The following is a 15,789-nucleotide window of genomic DNA, read 5'->3' as shown; positions in this document are numbered from 1 at the left end:
GGGAGTGTTCGATGAGGCGGCGGCTGCGTCAAGCCGGGCGGGTCGCCGGGCATGTCGGCCATCACGGCGCGCGGCTGGCGGGCACGCTGGTGCTGGTTGTGCTGTTGCTGCTGGGGGTCGCGGCCTGGCGGCTCGGCCAGGGGCCGGTGGACCTGCCGCCGCTCGCCGCCCGGATCGGGGCGGCGGTGAGCGCCGCCGAGCCGGGACTGACCGTCACGGTGGGGCGCGCCGGGCTGGCCTGGGAAGGGTTCCGGCGCGGCGGCGCGCCGATCGACCTGCGCCTGGCCGACATTGTCATCCGCAACCGCTCGGGGGCGGTGACGGCGCGAATCTCGACGCTGCGGGTGCGGCTCGGCCTGGCCGCGCTCATTCGCGGCGCGATCGCGCCGGTCAGCATCGTCGCCCATCAACCCGCCATCGTGTTCCGCCCCGCCTTGCAGCCGGCGAGCGGGCTGGCGACGCCGCCGGTCGCGATCGGGGCGCTGCTGACCCTCATTTCGCAATCGCCGCGGACCGGCCGGCTCGATCTCGCCGATCTGCGGCGCATCCGCATCACCGGCGCGCATGTCGCCATCGAGGCGGCGGGCGCGTTGCCCGGGCTTGCGGCGAACGATGGCGCGCTGGTCTTCACCCGCCGAAAGGACGGGCGGATGAGCGGCACCGCGCGCGCCGATTTCCGCCATGGCGGCGAGACGATCCCGCTGGTTCTCACGATCGTCGGCGAGGCCGGCGCGGGGCGGGTGACGGCGCTGCTCGGGCCGTTCGATCCGGCGCGGCTGATCCTGCCCGGCAGCCCGTTCGCGGCGGTCGATCTGCCGGTGATGGTCGCGGCCTCGTGGCCGGTGGGGCGGTTCGGCACGCCGGAACTCGATCTCGGCGTGAGCGCTGGCGGCGGGAGCATCGCCGCGGGAACCGGGCAGGTGCCGCTCACCGGCCTGCAGGCCCACGCGGTAGCGACGCGGGACGAGGTGAATCTGCGCGGCGCGCGGATCGGTCTTGCCGGGGCGGGCGGCGCGGCGGGGCCGGTGGTGCGGCTGCACGGCCGCATCGCGCTGCGCGGCGCCCTGCCCGCCACGCTCGACGCGGCGATCGACCGCCTCGATGCCACCGACCTGCCGCGCGACTGGCCGCAGGGCGTGCTGGCGGATGCGCGGCGCTACGTCACCCGGCACATCACCGCCGGGGTGGCGCGGGATGGGCGGTTCCACGCCATGTTCGATCTCGCGACCGGCGCGCTCGCACCGGGGGCGGCAACCGGCAGCTTCGCCGCGCGCAATGTGCGGCTCGACTGGTTCCCCGGCGCGCCGCCGATGACGGGGCTGGCCGGAACGCTGCACTTCACCGCGGATGACGCGCTCGACATCGACGCGACGGCGGGCCGGCTCGGCGATCTCGCGCTGCGCGGGCACATGCGGATCACCACGCTCAGCCGGCACGACCAGACGGCGATCATCGACGCCCGTGCGGCCGGCGGGCTCGCCGATGCGCTGGCGCTGCTGCGCGCCCCGCCGCTCAGGCTGGCGGCGGGCAGGTTGCGGCTGGACAAGGCGAGCGGGCGGGTGTCGGCGCGGATCGAGGCGAAGGTGCCGCTGATCCGCCGGCTGGCCCTGGCCGATATCACGATCAGGGCAACGGCGGGGCTGGCGGCGCTGCATCTGCCGCTGCCCTTCGCCGGGCTCGCGCTCGAGGACGGCAGCGCGGCGCTGGAGGTCGATCCGCACCATCTGGCGCTGCATGGCAGCGGAAGCGTCGCGGCGACCGCGACGCGCTTCACCGCTTCCATGGCGCTGCCGGGCGGGCCGCTCACGCTGGTCGCGCAGGCGGACCCGACGCGGAAGGCGCTGGCGCGGCTCGGCATGCCGGTTGCGGCGTGGCGGGCGGGGGCGGCACCGCTCACCGTGACCTATCGCGACCGGGCGGGCGGCGGCGAGCTGGATATCGGCGCCGACCTGACCGGCACGACGCTCGCCGCGCCGGTCTTTGGCTGGCGCAAGGCGGCAGGGCAGCCCGGCCGGGCAACGCTGCGGATCGGGCTTGGCGGCGGCGCGTTCGGCGGGCTGGAATCGGCGCATCTGGAGGCGCCGGGCCTGCTGTTCGACGGGGTGCGGCAGGCCGGTGATCTGAGCATCGAGGCGGCGCGGCTCGGCGCGTTGCGGGGCAGCGGCACGCTGACGCCGCCGGCAGCGCCGGGCCGCCCGTGGCGGGTTTCGCTGGCCGGCGGAACGCTCGATCTCGCCGGGCTGGTCGCCCGCGCCCGCGCGCAGGCGGGCACCAGCGCAGCACCCACCAACCCCGCGCCGCGCCCCGCACCGCGCCCCGCATCGCCCGGCCCGGCCTGGCAGCTGCGCGCGCGGTTCGCCCATCTGCGCCTGCATGCCGCACCGGCGCCGCTGGCGGGGGCGATGGAGATCACCGCGACGGGAGCCGGCGCCCGCCTCGCCGGGTTGGAGGCGACACTGGCGCAGGCGCCGCGCAAGTCCGCGCGGCTGAATTACCGCAGCACCGGCGGGATGACGCGAATCCGCCTCGACGCGCCGGATGCCGGCGCGCTGCTCGCGGCGGCGGGCGTGACCGGCGGGGTGAGACGCGGCACGCTGACGCTGGACGCGACGCGGCAAAACGGGCTGACGAAAGGGCGCCTCGGCATTGGCGATTTCCGGCTGACCGAGGCGCCGGTGATCGCGAAGGTGCTGCAGGCGCTGACCATTTACGGCATGCCGGCGGCGACGTCCGGCCCCGGCCTTGCGTTCACGAGGCTGGTCGCGCCGTTCACGATGAAAGGCCAGGTGGTGTCGCTCGGCGGGGCGCGGGCATGGTCGCCCTCGCTCGGGTTCACCGCCACGGGCCGGATCGATCTCGGGCAGAAGCGCTACGACCTCTCAGGCACGATCGTGCCCGCCTATGCGCTGAACACCCTGCCCGGCCGGATTCCGCTGATCGGCCGGCTGTTCAGCCCGGAGAAGGGTGGCGGGCTGTTCGCCGCGCGCTACACCGTGGACGGGCCGTTCGGATCGCCACGGGTGATGGTCAACCCGGTCTCGGCGCTGGCGCCGGGATTCATTCGCGACCTGTTCGGCATCGGGCCGCCCGAGCCGAAATCAAAGCCTTGACGCAAACGGCAGGAAGCATCCGCAAAGATTGACTTGCCGAACGGCGCCCCATAGATCATCCAACAGAGGACAGCGACGCGAAACGCCAAACCTGTGGAGTGACCATGAAGCTGCTGGTGCCTGTGAAGCGTGTGGTTGATTACAATGTGAAGGTCCGGGTGAAATCGGATGGCAGCGGGGTCGAACTCGCGGGCGTGAAGATGTCGATGAACCCGTTCGACGAGATCGCGGTCGAGGAAGCGGTGCGGCTCAAGGAAAAGGGCATCGCCAGCGAAATTGTCGCGGTGTCGATGGGCGTGACGGCCTGCCAGGAGACGATCCGCACGGCGCTGGCGATGGGAGCCGACCGCGGCATCCTGGTCGAGACCGACGCCGAGTTGCAGCCGCTCGCGGTGGCGAAGATGCTCAAGGCGCTGGCCGCGCGCGAACAGACTGATCTCGTGATCATGGGCAAGCAGGCGATTGATGACGACATGAACGCCACCGGGCAGATGCTCGCCGCCCTGCTCGGCTGGCCGCAGGGCACCTTCGCGAGCAAGGTGGCGATCGCCGATGGCACGGTGACGGTGACGCGCGAGGTGGATGGCGGGCTGGAGACGGTCGCGCTCAAGCTGCCGGCGGTGGTCACGGCGGATCTGCGGCTCAACGAGCCGCGCTACGCCTCGCTGCCGAACATCATGAAGGCGCGCAAGAAGCCGATCGAGACGGTGAAGCCGGAGGATCTCGGCGTCGACCCGGCACCGCGGCTGACCACGCTGAACGTGGCCGAGCCGCCGCAGCGCAAGGCCGGGGTGAAGGTCGGCTCGGTGGCCGAACTCGTCGAGAAACTGCGCAACGAAGCGAAGGTGATCTGATCATGGCTGAGGTTCTGGTTCTCATCGAGCACGATGGCGCGCATGTGAAGCAGCCGGCGCGCAGCGCGGTTGCGGCGGCGGCGAAGCTCGGCACGGTGCATGCGCTGGTCGCCGGCGACGGCGTGGGTGGCGCGGCTGCGGAAGCGGCGGCGATCGCCGGGGTGGACAAGGTGCTTGTCGCCGACAGCCCGGCGCTGGCGCACGCGCTGGCCGAGCCGCTGGCCGAGCTGATCGTCAAGCTTGCCGGCAATTACACGCATGTTCTCGCCGCCTCGACCGCGACCGGCAAGAACGTGATGCCGCGCGCCGCCGCCCTGCTCGACGTGCAGCCGATCAGCGACATCGCCGGTGTGGTGGATGCCGATACTTTCGTCCGCCCGATCTATGCCGGCAACGCGATGGCGACGGTGAAATCCGCCGACGCCAGGAAGCTGATCACCGTGCGGGCGGCGAGTTTCGATCCGGCCCCGGCCGAAGGCGGGACGGCGGCGATCGAGACGATCGAGGCCGGGGTGGATGCCGGCGGTTCGAGCTTCGTCGGCGCCGAGCTTTCCAAGAGCGAGCGGCCGGAGCTGACGGCGGCGCGGATCGTGATTTCCGGCGGGCGCGGCATGCAGAACGGCGAGAATTTCGGCAAGCTGCTCGATCCGGTCGCCGACCGGCTGGGTGCTGCGGTCGGCGCCTCGCGCGCGGCGGTCGATGCCGGGTTCGTGCCGAACGATTACCAGGTGGGGCAGACCGGCAAGATCGTCGCGCCGGATCTCTATATGGCGGTCGGCATTTCCGGCGCGATCCAGCATCTCGCGGGGATGAAGGATTCCAAGGTGATCGTCGCGATCAACAAGGACGAGGACGCGCCGATCTTCCAGGTCGCCGATTACGGCCTGGTGGGCGACCTGTTCACCGTGCTGCCGGAGTTGCAGAAGGAACTCGGCTGAACGCGCGGGTTTGAACGACATCAAGGCGCCGGGCGGCCATGGAGCATCATCCGATCAGATGGAGTCATCTGATCGGATAAAGAGGCTTTATTTATCAACATCATGATTGATTTTCCTAGTGTCCACTTTCAATCTGAAATCCATCGGATTTCAGATTCAGGACACTAGCGGCTAGCCCGGCCTCTATTTCGATCGGAAGGAAATGCAGATGGAGATCAAGACACTCGGCGTGCTCGGCGCGGGCGCGATGGGCAACGGCATCGCGCATGTCGCCGCCCTTTCCGGGCTCGATGTCGTGCTCGTCGACACCGCGCAGGCGGTTCTGGACAAGAGCATGGCGACCATGCGCAAGAACCTGGAACGCCAGGTGCAGAAGGGCACGATCGATGCCGCCGCGGAGGCCGCCGCGCTCGCCCGCGTCTCGCCCATGACCACGCATGACGCCTTTGCCAAATGCGACATGGTGATCGAGGCGGTGCCGGAGCGCGAGGAGATCAAGCGCGCGGTCTATGCGCAGGTGATCCCGCATCTCGCGCCGCACGCGATCCTCGCCTCGAACACCTCGTCGATCTCGATCACCAGGCTCGGGCGCGCCTCGGGAATCGCGGAGCGGTTCGTCGGCATGCATTTCTTCAACCCGGTGCCGATGATGAAGCTCGTCGAGGTGATACGCGGGCTGGAGACGGCGGATGCGACGGTTGCCGCCGTCGAGGATCTGGCGAAGCGGATGGGCAAGATCACCATCGGCGCACAGGACATGCCGGGCTTCATCGTCAACCGCATCCTGGTGCCGATGCTCAACGAGGCCGTGTTCGCGCTGCATGAGGGGATCGGCGACGTGGTGTCGATCGACAACGGCATGAAGCTCGGCGCCGGGCACCCGATGGGGCCGCTGACGCTGTGCGACCTGGTCGGGCTCGATGTCGCGCTGGAGGTGATGCGCGTGCTGCATGCCGGGCTCGGCGAGGACAAGTATCGCCCCTGCCCGCTCTTGGTGAACTATGTCGAGGCCGGCTGGCTCGGCCGCAAGACCGGGCGCGGCTTCTACGATTATTCGACCAACCCGCCGACGCCGACGCGCTGAAGCGGAATCGTCACGGAAAACCCGGCGCCGCGCGGCGCCGGGTTTTTGCGCTTCAGAGGCGCTGCTTCAGGATTTCCACTGGCTGAGCACGACGCTGGCGATGATCAGCGCGCCGCCGAGCACCTGGGCCGGGGCGAAGATCTCGCCGAAGGCGGCGCCGACGAGCCCAGCCCAGACCGGCTCCAGCGTGTAGATCAGCGTGGCCCGGTTGGCCGGAATGCTGCGCTGCGCCCAGTTCTGCGCGACCAGGACGAAGGCGGTGGCGAGGCCCATGCCGGTCATCGCCGCGAAGGGAAAGGCGTGGGTGGTGAGCATGATGCCGCCGCGCACCGCCTCGACGGCGAGGGAGATCACGCTGACGGTGACAAGCTGGACGATGGCGATGCGGCGCGGATCGGCGGTGAGCGCGCTGTGGCCGATCAGCACGATTTCGAAGGCCGCCCCCAGCGCGCCGGCGAGGGTGAGCCACTGGCCGCGGTCGAAGGCGAGCGAGAGCCCCGTGACGCCGGAGACGAGGACGAGGCCGGCGAAGGCGAGCGCGAGGCCGGCAATCGCGAACAGGCCGGGCGGCGGCGGAAGATCAGGAATTCGAGCAGCGGGACCATCGGCACGTAGAGCGCGGTGAGAAACGCGGACTCGCCGCTCGCCACGGTGCGCAGCCCGTCCGCCTGCAGGCCATAGCCCAGGAACAGGACGAGACCGATGGTGACGCCGCCGGTGATCTCCCGCCGGGTGAAGCTCGCCGGATGCGGGCGGGTGACCAGCACGACGGCGAGCGCCGCGACGCCGAAGCGCCAGCCGACAAAGGCGTAAGGCCCGATATAGGGCAGCGACAGGCGGGTGAGCAGGAACGTCCAACCCCAGATGACGGTCACCGACAGCAGGACCAGGACCGGGGCGTTCGGACGCGACAGGAAGCCGGAAACCGGCGATGAGGGGCGGGCGATATCGCTCATGCGCCATCATCAACGCGATCGGCGCGCGCGCGGCAAGCCCGCCCGGTCAGACGAGGCGCAGCCTGGCTTCAACGACATCCTCCTCGCCCTGGATATGGGCGATCGAGAAGCCGAGATGGCGGATGAAGGCGAGCATCGGGTGGTTGTCGGCCAGGACCTGGCCGACGAAGTCGACCACGCCCTCGTCGCGCGCCCAGTCGATCAGGTCGCCCATCAGGACCGAGCCGAGGCCAACGCCCTTCGCGCCGCTCTCGACGAGGATGGCGAACTCGCCCTCGGTGCCGTCGGTATCGGAGCGGACCAGGCGGGCGACGCCGACCGTCTCGCCGGTCGAGGATTCGACCGCGATCAGGGCGAGTTCACGGCCGTAGTCGACCTCGGTGAGGCGGACCACCTGCTCGGGGGTGAGCTGGCGGACGGCGGAGAAGAAGCGGAAGCGGACATCCTCGGGCGTGAGGCGGGAGAACAGGCGCTGATGGGCGGCGGCGTCTTCCGGGCGGATCGGGCGGATCTGGAATCCCCTCCCCTTCAGCGTCAGCGCGTGGGCGAGATGGGCAGGATAGGGGGTGATCGGCAGTTTCGCGCGGCGTTCGCCGGGCGCGTGCAGGGTGATCCGCACATTGGCCGCCACCACCCCCGCGCCGGTGGCGAAAAGCGGATCGACCTCCAGGCGCTCGATTTCCGGCCAGTCGACCACGAGCTGGCTGATGCGGACCAGCGCGCCGGCGACGGCGGCGCGATCCGCCTCGTCGATGCCGCGGGCGGGGCGGAGCAGCGCGTTGCCGCCGGCGCGGCGGATCAGCCCCTCGGCGAGCTTCAGGTTGAGCGGCGGCAGATCGAAGGCGAGGCGCGAGGCGTCCGCCGCATCGCCGCCGCCGGGGCCGAAGCCGATGGTGGGACCGACGAAGGGCTGCTCGCCGACCAGGATGCGCAGTTCGCGCGCGCGGGGGAGCTGGCGCTGGACGAGGAAGCGCGCGCCCTCGGGGAAATCACCCCGGCGGCGCAGGCGGGCGGTGATCAGGGCGGCGGCGGCGCTGGCGGAGGCGGCATCCGGCAGGTCGAGCGAGACGCTGCCCTCGGGCGGCGCTGCGCGAGATCGGGGTGGGACACCTTCACCACCACCGGAAAGCCGATCGACGAGGCCGCCGCCGCCACATCCTCCGCCGCATCGACGATGCGGGTTTCGGCGGTCTCGATGCCGTAGGCACGCAGGATGGCGAAGCCGGCATCCTGCGGCAGGGCGATGCGGCCGCCATTGCGGGCGAGAGACAGGGCGGCGTGGACGGCGGCGCGGTCGGGGGCGACATCGAGCACGGCGGAGGGCGGCAGTTCGCGGGCGGCGGCGCGGATGGCGGCGTAACGGAGGAGGTCGCCAAACCCCTCTACCGCGCGTTCCGGCGTGGCGAAGGCGGCGACCCCGGCTTCGGCCAGGCGGCGGCGCTGCGGGGCGGCGGTGGTCTCGCCGAGCACGGCGGCCAGCAGCGGCGCCCTGATGCTGCCCGAACAGGCGATCAGCCCGGCGATCGCGGCATCGTCCGCCGGGCCGGACGGGGCGTGAATGACCAGCACGCCGCCCACCTCGGGGGAGGCGGCGAGCATGGCGGCGACATCGGCAAGGCGGGTGCCGGGCGCGTCCGGCAGGGCGATCGGGCCGGAGGCAGGCGGCATGTCGCCGAGCAGCAGGCCGAGAACCCGCCGGGTTTCGTCCGACAGCACGGCAAGCCCGATCCCGGCGGCGAGCGCCGTATCGGCGGCAAGGCGGCACGCGCCCTCGCTGTTGCCGAGAATGGCGAGGCGCTCGCCCTGGGCGGGGCGGGCGCGGGTAAGGGTTTCGGCGGCGGCGAGAAATTCGCCGAGGCTGGTGGTGAGCAGGACGCCGGCGCGGCGCAGCGCGGCCTCGAACCCGGCGAGCGCGATGCCGCTGGGATCGCCCAGCCGCGCGCCGGGGACGATGGCGACGATCGGGCGCAGGCGCGCCGCCGCGCGGGCGGCCGAGAGGAACAGCCGCGGATCGCGCAGCCCGGCGATTTCCATCAGGATCGGGCCGGTTCCAGGGTCGCGCGAGAGATGATCCAGCACCCGGCCGAAGCCGATATCCGCATTGCCGCCGATGCCGACGACATGGGAGAAGCCGATGCCGTTGGGCGCCGCCCAGTCGATCACCGCGCGGGCGAGCGCCGGAGACTGGCCGAGCAGCGCAACGCGGCCGGGCGGCGGCGGCATGTGGCTGCGCAGCGCGTTGAGCCGCGCGGCGGGTGCCGCGATGCCGAAGGAGCGCGGGCCGATGACCCGCACGCGGGCGGCGAGCGCCATCTCGCGCAGCCCTTCGACCGCGGCATAGACCACCGCCGCGCCGCGGACGCGGCCGGCGAGGCCGGCGATGACACCGGGAACCGCCTCCGGCGGATCGGCGACCAGGGCGAGATCGACACCCGCCTCATCCTCGCCGGGCCGGACGATGCGGCCGGGGAAGCCGCCCGCCACGAGCGAGTCGCCGAGGGCCTGGCCGACCGCTGTCTCCGCGCCCGAAAGCAGCACGGATTTCGGCGTGAACAGGGCTTCGGGATCGAAGCGGTTGACGATGGAATAGCCCAGCGGCTTCATCGCGTCTCCTTCGGCACGGGGGCCGGAAACAGGGCTGGCGCGCGCAAGGCACCCCGCGCGGCGCCGGCGCGACGTTCGGGATCGGCCGGGAGACTAGACCGATCCGCCGCCCGATGAAACCGCCCCTGCGGGCAGCGCCGGATCAGCCGATCGGATGGCGCGAGGCGCTCAGCTCGACGGGCCGATGATTTTCGGCGCCGGCAGGGCGGCGCCGCTGCCGACATAGGCCGGGTTGGCGTTGCGCACGCAGCTTGCGATCATGTCGCGGCGGGCGTGGATGCGGGCCAGGCGATCATAGGGCGCCGCGGCATCGGGCGTGCCCTGGAACGGGGTGGCGAACTGGTCGGTGCGGGAGAGATAGGCGTAGTCGTGCATCCGGTCATAGGCGTTCGCCTGCCGCGTGCAGGCGGCGATATCGGCCCGCTCGGCCGGCGAGGCGGGCGGCGGCGCGCCGAAGGTGCAGGCGGCGAGTGGCAGGCTCAACAAGGCCAGGGTCAGGATCGGGCGCGGCATGGCGATTGTTCCTCGGAGTGGCACGGCAGCAGTTGCGCGCGCAGGGCGTTCTCGTCGAGAGCGCCCGTGTCGGTCAAGCCGGTGCGGGCGGCCGCGCCGAGCAGCGCGCCGTCGAGCTCGGCGGCGCCGCGGTCGAGCCGTACGAAACGCGCCGCCCACCCTCCCTGCGCGAGCAGGGCGACGAGGCCGAGCAGCCGCAGGCAGACGGAGACGCCATGCGCCGTCGAGAGATCGGCAATGCGGTCGACCGAGGAGGCCCAGACCCTGGCGTCGCGATCGCGCAGCACGACATCGGGGCCGCCGGCGAAGCGGAAGCCGCGGCGCGGCCCCTCGGCGCCGGCGCGGGCGGCGCGGTGCGCCGCTTCCCAGGCCTGTTCGAGATCGCGCTTCTGCACGCGCGGCAGCCGTGTCGGCGGCAGCGGCACGAGATGCAGCTCGGTGCCGTCGGCGGCGACGGCGCGGGGAATGGCGGGGGCCATGTCCCTCAGATGGCGATCCGCACGCCGAGTTCCACGACGCGGTCGGACGGGATCTTGAAGAATTCGGTGGCCGAGATCGCGTTGCGCAGCATGAACAGGAAGATCGCGCGGCGGATGAAGCCGAGCTTGGGGACGGTGGCGGCGACGATGGTTTCGCGGCCGAGGAAATAGCTGATCTGCATCGGGCTGAAGGGCAGGCCCCGCTCGCGCAGCAGGTCGAGCGCGCGGGGGATGTTGGGGCTTTCCATGAACCCGAAGGAGAGCAGCACGCGATAGACCCCCTCGGAGAGTTCCTCGATCTTGGCGCGCCGCGCATCGCCCACGAAGGGAACGCCGGGATTGCGCACGGTCACGAACACCACGGTTTCGTGCAGCACCTTGTTATGCTTGAGGTTATGCAGCAGCGACGACGGCGTGTATTCGGGATTGCCGGTCAGGAAGACCGCGACGCCGGGAACCCGGACGATGCGCGATTGCGGCAGCCGGCCGAGAAAGGAGGCGAGCGGCAGGCTGTCCTGCTGCCAGCGCTGGTGCAGCAGGGCGCGGCCGCGGCGCCAGGTGGTCATGATGGTGATGAGGCTGAAGCCGATGGCCAGCGGCACCCAGCCGCCCTCGAACACTTTCAGCACGTTGGAGCTGAAGAAGGCGAAATCGACCAGCCCGATCGCGCCGAAGACCAGCACGGTGCGGCGGAGCGGCCAGTTGAAGTGGCGGAAATAAACGAAGGCGGCCAGCGCGTTCGTCGACAGGAAGGTGCCGGTGACGGCGATGCCGTAGGCCGAGGCCAGCGCGGCGGAGGAGCGGAAGCCGAGCACCAGCAGCACGACGATGACGAGCAGGAAGCTGTTGACCGGCGGGACATAGATCTGCCCCTGCTCGGTCTCGTTGGTGTAGCGGATCGGCATGCGCGGGAGCAGGCCGAGCTGGGTGCTCTGCCGGGCAACCGAATAGGCGCCGGAGATCACGGCTTGACTGGCGATCACTGTCGCGACGGTCGCCAATATGACCATCGGCACCACCAGAGCATGCGGCAGCAGAAAGAAGAACGGGTTGCTCGCGGCGTGCGGTTCGCGGATGACGAGCGCTCCCTGGCCGAAATAGTTGAGCAGAAGGCAGGGCAGGACGAAGAACAGCCAGGACACGCGGATCGGCTTCGCGCCGAAATGCCCCATGTCGGCGTAGAGGGCTTCCGCGCCCGTCACCGCAAGGACGACCGAGCCGAGCGCAACGAAGGCGAGAAGATCGTGCCGCATGATGAACGCGGCGCCGTAGACAGGAACCAGCGCGCGCAAAACATTCGGGTGAATGAAGATCTGGTGAAGACCAAGCGCGCCGATCACCACGAACCAGATCACCATGATCGGGCCGAACGCTCCGCCCACCCGCGCCGTGCCGAACCGCTGGACGAAAAACAGCACAAGAATGACCGCGATGGCGATCGGAAGCACGAATTCCTTGAGCCCCGGGGAAACCACCTCCATGCCCTCGACGGCGGAAAGCACCGAGATGGCCGGGGTGATTGTCGCATCGCCGAAGAACAGGCCGGCACCGCAGATGCCGATGATGCCGATGATCCATTTCGTCCGGCCGGATTGGGTGACGCGCTGGGCGAGCGCCATCAGCGAGAGCGTGCCGCCCTCACCCTCGTTGTCGGCGCGCATGATCAGCAGGACATATTTGATGGTGACGGTTATGACCAACGCCCAGAAGATGAGCGAGAGCAGACCGAGGACGTCGGATTCCTGAAGTTTGTTGCCCGGGAAATATGATAGCGAGGCCTGCACCGCGTAGAGCGGCGAGGTGCCGATATCGCCATAGACGACACCGAGCACGCCGATCAGGCCGGCGAGACGGAGCTTCTCGCCGGGAGAGCCGTGCGGCGCGGCGGTTTCGCTCAAGCGGCGCTCCCGTCCCGGCCGCGACCGATCGGCGGCACCTCGCCGGTCATGCCGGCGAGCACCTCGGCGACATGGCGCACGGCGACGGGCTTGCCCTCGCGGGTCAGCCGGCCGGCCATGTTCAGCAGGCAGCCGAGATCGCCGGCGAGCAGCAGGTCCGCACCGGTGGAGGCGATATCGGCCGTCTTGTCGGAGACCATGCGGGCCGAGATGTCGGGGTGCTTGACGCAGAACGTGCCGCCGAAGCCGCAGCAGACCTCGGGCGTGTCCATCTCGACGAGTTCAAGTCCCTCGACGCGGGAGAGCAGCGCGCGCGGCTGCTCCTTGACGCCGAGTTCGCGCAGACCGGCGCAGGAATCGTGATAGGTGGCGCGCTGGGGAAGGGCGACATCGAGGCCGGAGAAGCCCATCACGTCGACCAGGAAGCTGGTGAGTTCGAAGGTTTTCGCCGCGATGGCGTCGGCCCTGAAGCGCAGGTCGGGGTCAGCCTCGAACAGGCCGGGCATGTGCTTGCGAAGCATGCCGGCGCAGGAGCCGGAGGGGGCGACGACATAGTCGTAGCCGGCGAGCGCGGTGAGCAGGCCCTCGGCCAGGGCGCGGGCGGTTTCATGATCGCCCGAATTGTAGGCGGGCTGGCCGCAGCAGGTCTGCGCCCGTGGCACCTCGACCGTGCAGCCGGCCGCCTCGAGCAGGCGGATGGCGGCGAAGCCGACGCTCGGCCGGTAGAGATCGGCGAGGCAGGTGACGAACAGGGCGACGCGCGGGCGCGCCGCGGCGGCTTCACTCATGAGGACGCTCCCTTGGCGGATGACGATGTGGCGGCCTGCCGGGGCAGGAAGACGAAGATGCGGCCGGTTTCGGCCTCGGCGCTCGCCCGCGCCGCGGCCTCGCTGCCGAGACCGAAGAAGACTTGCAGCGCCGAGGTGCCGTGGGCGCCGACATCGACATCCTGCGCCGTGGTCAGGCGCGCGAGGGTCTTGGTGGCGATAAAGACGGGCGCGCCGAGCGGGATCGTCTTCGCGTCGACCGCGGCCGAGCCTTGCGGTGCCAGCGGCACGCCCAGCGCGCCCGGCGTGCCGAGACCATCCGGCACGCCGCTTATGCGCTTGAAGAACACGTAGTTCTTGTTGGCGTCCATCAATCCGCGCGCGGCGGTGGGATGGGCGAGCAGCCAGGCGCGGATCGAGGCGATCGAGACCTGGTCCGGCTTGAGATATCCCTTCTCGACCATCAGCTTGCCGATCGGCGTGTAGACGCGGCCATTGGTGCCGTCGAACCCGAGATCGATCAGCGTGCCATCGGGCAGGCGCAGCCGGGCCGCGCCCTGGAGCTGGATCATGTAGGCATCCACCGGATTCTTCACCCAGGCCACGACCTTGGCAAGGCGGCGAATCGCGCCGCCCTCGATCTCGGCGCGGCTGTAATAGGGAACCATGGTGCCGTAACGCAGCCGGCCGACGATGCGCCGCTTGCCCGTCGTGTCGCGGAAGGCGGCGAGATTGGCGTCGACCAGGTCGCGCGGGCGGGCATAGATCGGCACGACATAGCCGCGTTCGCGGATTTCCGAACCGGGATAGACCGGCTCGTAATAGCCGGTGACGCGGGTGGCGCCTGTGGCGGCATAGGGCACGAGCCAGGTCTGGAAGAAGCTCTGCGCCGCCGCCGCGTCATCCGGCGGCACCGACTTGGCGGCGGCGCAGGCGTCGCGCCAGTCACCGGCCTTGCCGCCGAGCGTGTCGGCGAGGCCGGCGCCGCCCAGCGCCTGGTCGACCGGCATGACCGAGATCACCTTGCAGGAACGCTGGAACGCCGGCAGGCCGGCGACAGCTTCATCCACGTTCCAGCCCGGCAGCGCGCTGTAGGCGACACGGGACAGGCCCCCGGCGGCGGTATCGGGTCCGCCGGGGCGCGGCAGGGCGCAACCGGCGAGCAGGAGGAGGGCGGCGAGGCACGCCGGGGCATGACGCGACATGATGGCGCGCATGGCTCAGCCGCTACGCGCCGCGGCGAGCCGCCATGTCGGGTCGGCGGCGCCGAGCTGCTTCTCGAAGGTCCAGAGATCCACGATCTCGGTCATCGACTCGGTGCCGGCGATCACCTGGCCCTGGCCGTCACGCGTGTAGTTCTGCTGGTCGGAGACGAAGCGAACGACGATGACCGCCTCGCCGCCGATGGTGTCGGCCTCGTCGATCGTGGTCTCGACGAGGCGGAGAATTTCGGTGTGCTGGGTTTCGCCGGCCGCGTTGCGCGCGTCGATCGCCTGCTCGAACGTGGCCAGCACGGACGGCGTCAGCAGCGATCGCAGCACGGCGACATTGCCGGCGGCGAAGGCGAGCACGATGCGGCGGAAACTGGCCTCGGCCATTTCGAGAAAGCGAGGCGGATCGAAACCCCGCTCCGCCTCGGCGATGCGGGCGAGAGCCTGGCCGACGACCGTATGCGGCGCTGGCAGCGGACGCGCGGGGCGGGGCGGCTCGGCGACGCCGTCGATGACCGGCGGCCCGGACTGACGCGCCGCGCCGCCGGCGGGGGGCTCGGCCATCGGCGGCCGCTCGAAGCCGGTGCGGCGGCCCAGCACGCTGCGCAGGCGCAGCGCGAGGAAGCCCGCGACCAGCGCGAGAAGAACGATATCAACGGGAAATCCGGTATGCATGACGACAACGACACCTGTTTATGCGGGCGGGCCCCTCCCCTCGTGATAGGCCGAGCGCGCCGCGCCCGCAACCGCGAGGCAGAGCGCGGCGGTTTGCCGAAGCCGCCGGCTCGGGCTATCGACAGCACCATGATTCTGCTTCGTCACGGCCAGAGCGAGTTCAACCTCCACTTCACGGCAACGCGGCAGGACCCGGGAATCGAGGATCCCGGCCTGACGGAGCAGGGGCACGCGCAGGCCGCCGCCGCCGCCGCGGAGCTGGCGGCACGCCCACTGCGGCGGCTCATCGTCTCGCCTTACACGCGCGCCTTGCAGACGGCGGCGCCGATGCTCGCGCAACGCCGCCTCGATGTGGTGATCTCGCCGGATATCCGCGAGCGGTTCCACTTCACCTGCGATGTGGGCAGCCCGCCGGATCGCCTCGCCGCGCGGTTTCCGGATCACGACTTCACCCATCTGCCGCCGCGCTGGTGGCCGGAGCGGACGGAATCCGAAGCCGCCGTGATCGAACGCGCCAACCGCTTCCGCGCGGCGATGGCGGCGCGGCCGGACTGGCGGCAGACCATCGTGGTCAGCCATTGGGCCTTCATCCTCGCACTGACCGGACAGTCACTGACCAATGGAACGTGGATCGAGTATGATCCCGCCTCGCCGCCGCCGTCGTCGCTGACCTGGCGCCCCTGACCGCGGACCGGCGCCG

Annotated in this window: 15 protein-coding genes and 1 pseudogene; 5 read left to right on the top strand and 11 right to left on the bottom strand. The window is 70.8% G+C overall.

Annotated features, from left to right (window positions below):
- Positions 1-11 precede the first annotated feature (11 nt).
- From ACIDOCELLA78_RS000000105315 to ACIDOCELLA78_RS000000105300, 4 genes are all read left to right on the top strand, one after another.
- Complete coding sequence (locus ACIDOCELLA78_RS000000105315) at positions 12-3,110, top strand: DUF3971 domain-containing protein (RefSeq protein WP_201728699.1); 3,099 nt, start codon at positions 12-14, stop codon at positions 3,108-3,110.
- A 104-nt stretch (positions 3,111-3,214) separates the two neighbouring features.
- Positions 3,215-3,964, top strand: a complete 750-nt coding sequence (locus tag ACIDOCELLA78_RS000000105310; protein ID WP_201728698.1) for an electron transfer flavoprotein subunit beta/FixA family protein — start codon at positions 3,215-3,217, stop codon at positions 3,962-3,964.
- Between the two features lie 2 nt (positions 3,965-3,966).
- Positions 3,967-4,902 (top strand): FAD-binding protein, encoded by a 936-nt coding sequence (locus ACIDOCELLA78_RS000000105305; protein WP_201728697.1) that lies wholly within the window; start codon positions 3,967-3,969, stop codon positions 4,900-4,902.
- 208 nt (positions 4,903-5,110) lie between these two features.
- Positions 5,111-5,986 carry a 3-hydroxybutyryl-CoA dehydrogenase gene (locus ACIDOCELLA78_RS000000105300; RefSeq protein WP_201728696.1) on the top strand — a complete coding sequence of 292 codons (876 nt, stop codon included), beginning with the start codon at positions 5,111-5,113 and terminating at the stop codon, positions 5,984-5,986.
- A gap of 66 nt (positions 5,987-6,052) precedes the next feature.
- On the opposite strand, the gene ACIDOCELLA78_RS000000105295 is transcribed toward ACIDOCELLA78_RS000000105300, so the two are convergent.
- From ACIDOCELLA78_RS000000105295 to ACIDOCELLA78_RS000000105245, 11 genes and pseudogenes are all read right to left on the bottom strand, one after another.
- Positions 6,053-6,412 (bottom strand): EamA family transporter, encoded by a 360-nt coding sequence (locus ACIDOCELLA78_RS000000105295; protein ID WP_249675829.1) that lies wholly within the window; start codon positions 6,410-6,412, stop codon positions 6,053-6,055.
- On the bottom strand, positions 6,406-6,942 hold the full coding sequence (locus ACIDOCELLA78_RS000000105290; RefSeq protein WP_249675827.1) for a DMT family transporter: 537 nt from the start codon (positions 6,940-6,942) through the stop codon (positions 6,406-6,408). Before ACIDOCELLA78_RS000000105290 ends, ACIDOCELLA78_RS000000105295 begins: the two co-directional genes overlap by 7 nt.
- Positions 6,943-6,988: 46 nt before the next feature.
- Entirely contained in the window at positions 6,989-7,573 is a 585-nt protein-coding gene (locus ACIDOCELLA78_RS000000105285) for a GNAT family N-acetyltransferase (RefSeq protein WP_249675844.1), read from the bottom strand.
- 33 nt (positions 7,574-7,606) lie between these two features.
- Positions 7,607-7,960, bottom strand: a pseudogene (locus ACIDOCELLA78_RS000000105280) (acetate--CoA ligase family protein); the annotation flags it as partial.
- Positions 7,960-9,546 carry an acetate--CoA ligase family protein gene (locus tag ACIDOCELLA78_RS000000105275; RefSeq protein ID WP_283770834.1) on the bottom strand — a complete coding sequence of 529 codons (1,587 nt, stop codon included), beginning with the start codon at positions 9,544-9,546 and terminating at the stop codon, positions 7,960-7,962. The gene ACIDOCELLA78_RS000000105275 and the pseudogene ACIDOCELLA78_RS000000105280, both read right to left, overlap by 1 nt.
- Before the next feature lie 168 nt (positions 9,547-9,714).
- A complete protein-coding gene (locus tag ACIDOCELLA78_RS000000105270) occupies positions 9,715-10,059 on the bottom strand; it encodes a hypothetical protein (RefSeq protein ID WP_201728695.1) in 345 nt (114 codons plus the stop codon).
- A complete protein-coding gene (locus ACIDOCELLA78_RS000000105265) occupies positions 10,041-10,538 on the bottom strand; it encodes a hypothetical protein (protein WP_201728694.1) in 498 nt (165 codons plus the stop codon). Before ACIDOCELLA78_RS000000105265 ends, ACIDOCELLA78_RS000000105270 begins: the two co-directional genes overlap by 19 nt.
- Positions 10,539-10,543: 5 nt before the next feature.
- A complete protein-coding gene (locus ACIDOCELLA78_RS000000105260; protein WP_201728693.1) occupies positions 10,544-12,436 on the bottom strand; it encodes a potassium transporter Kup in 1,893 nt (630 codons plus the stop codon).
- Positions 12,433-13,224 carry a (Fe-S)-binding protein gene (locus ACIDOCELLA78_RS000000105255; protein WP_201728692.1) on the bottom strand — a complete coding sequence of 264 codons (792 nt, stop codon included), beginning with the start codon at positions 13,222-13,224 and terminating at the stop codon, positions 12,433-12,435. Before ACIDOCELLA78_RS000000105255 ends, ACIDOCELLA78_RS000000105260 begins: the two co-directional genes overlap by 4 nt.
- Positions 13,221-14,408 carry a murein transglycosylase A gene (locus ACIDOCELLA78_RS000000105250; protein ID WP_249675824.1) on the bottom strand — a complete coding sequence of 396 codons (1,188 nt, stop codon included), beginning with the start codon at positions 14,406-14,408 and terminating at the stop codon, positions 13,221-13,223. The genes ACIDOCELLA78_RS000000105255 and ACIDOCELLA78_RS000000105250 overlap by 4 nt, the downstream gene beginning before the upstream one ends.
- Positions 14,409-14,423: 15 nt before the next feature.
- On the bottom strand, positions 14,424-15,089 hold the full coding sequence (locus ACIDOCELLA78_RS000000105245; RefSeq protein WP_201728690.1) for a Tim44/TimA family putative adaptor protein: 666 nt from the start codon (positions 15,087-15,089) through the stop codon (positions 14,424-14,426).
- 129 nt (positions 15,090-15,218) lie between these two features.
- On the opposite strand from ACIDOCELLA78_RS000000105245, the gene ACIDOCELLA78_RS000000105240 reads away from it, so the two are divergent.
- Entirely contained in the window at positions 15,219-15,773 is a 555-nt protein-coding gene (locus ACIDOCELLA78_RS000000105240; protein ID WP_201728689.1) for a histidine phosphatase family protein, read from the top strand.
- Positions 15,774-15,789: the final 16 nt, after the last annotated feature.

Source organism: Acidocella sp. C78 (assembly GCF_907164655.1).
Note: the sequence above shows the minus strand (reverse complement) of the source record. Positions and strands in the feature narration are given on the sequence as shown.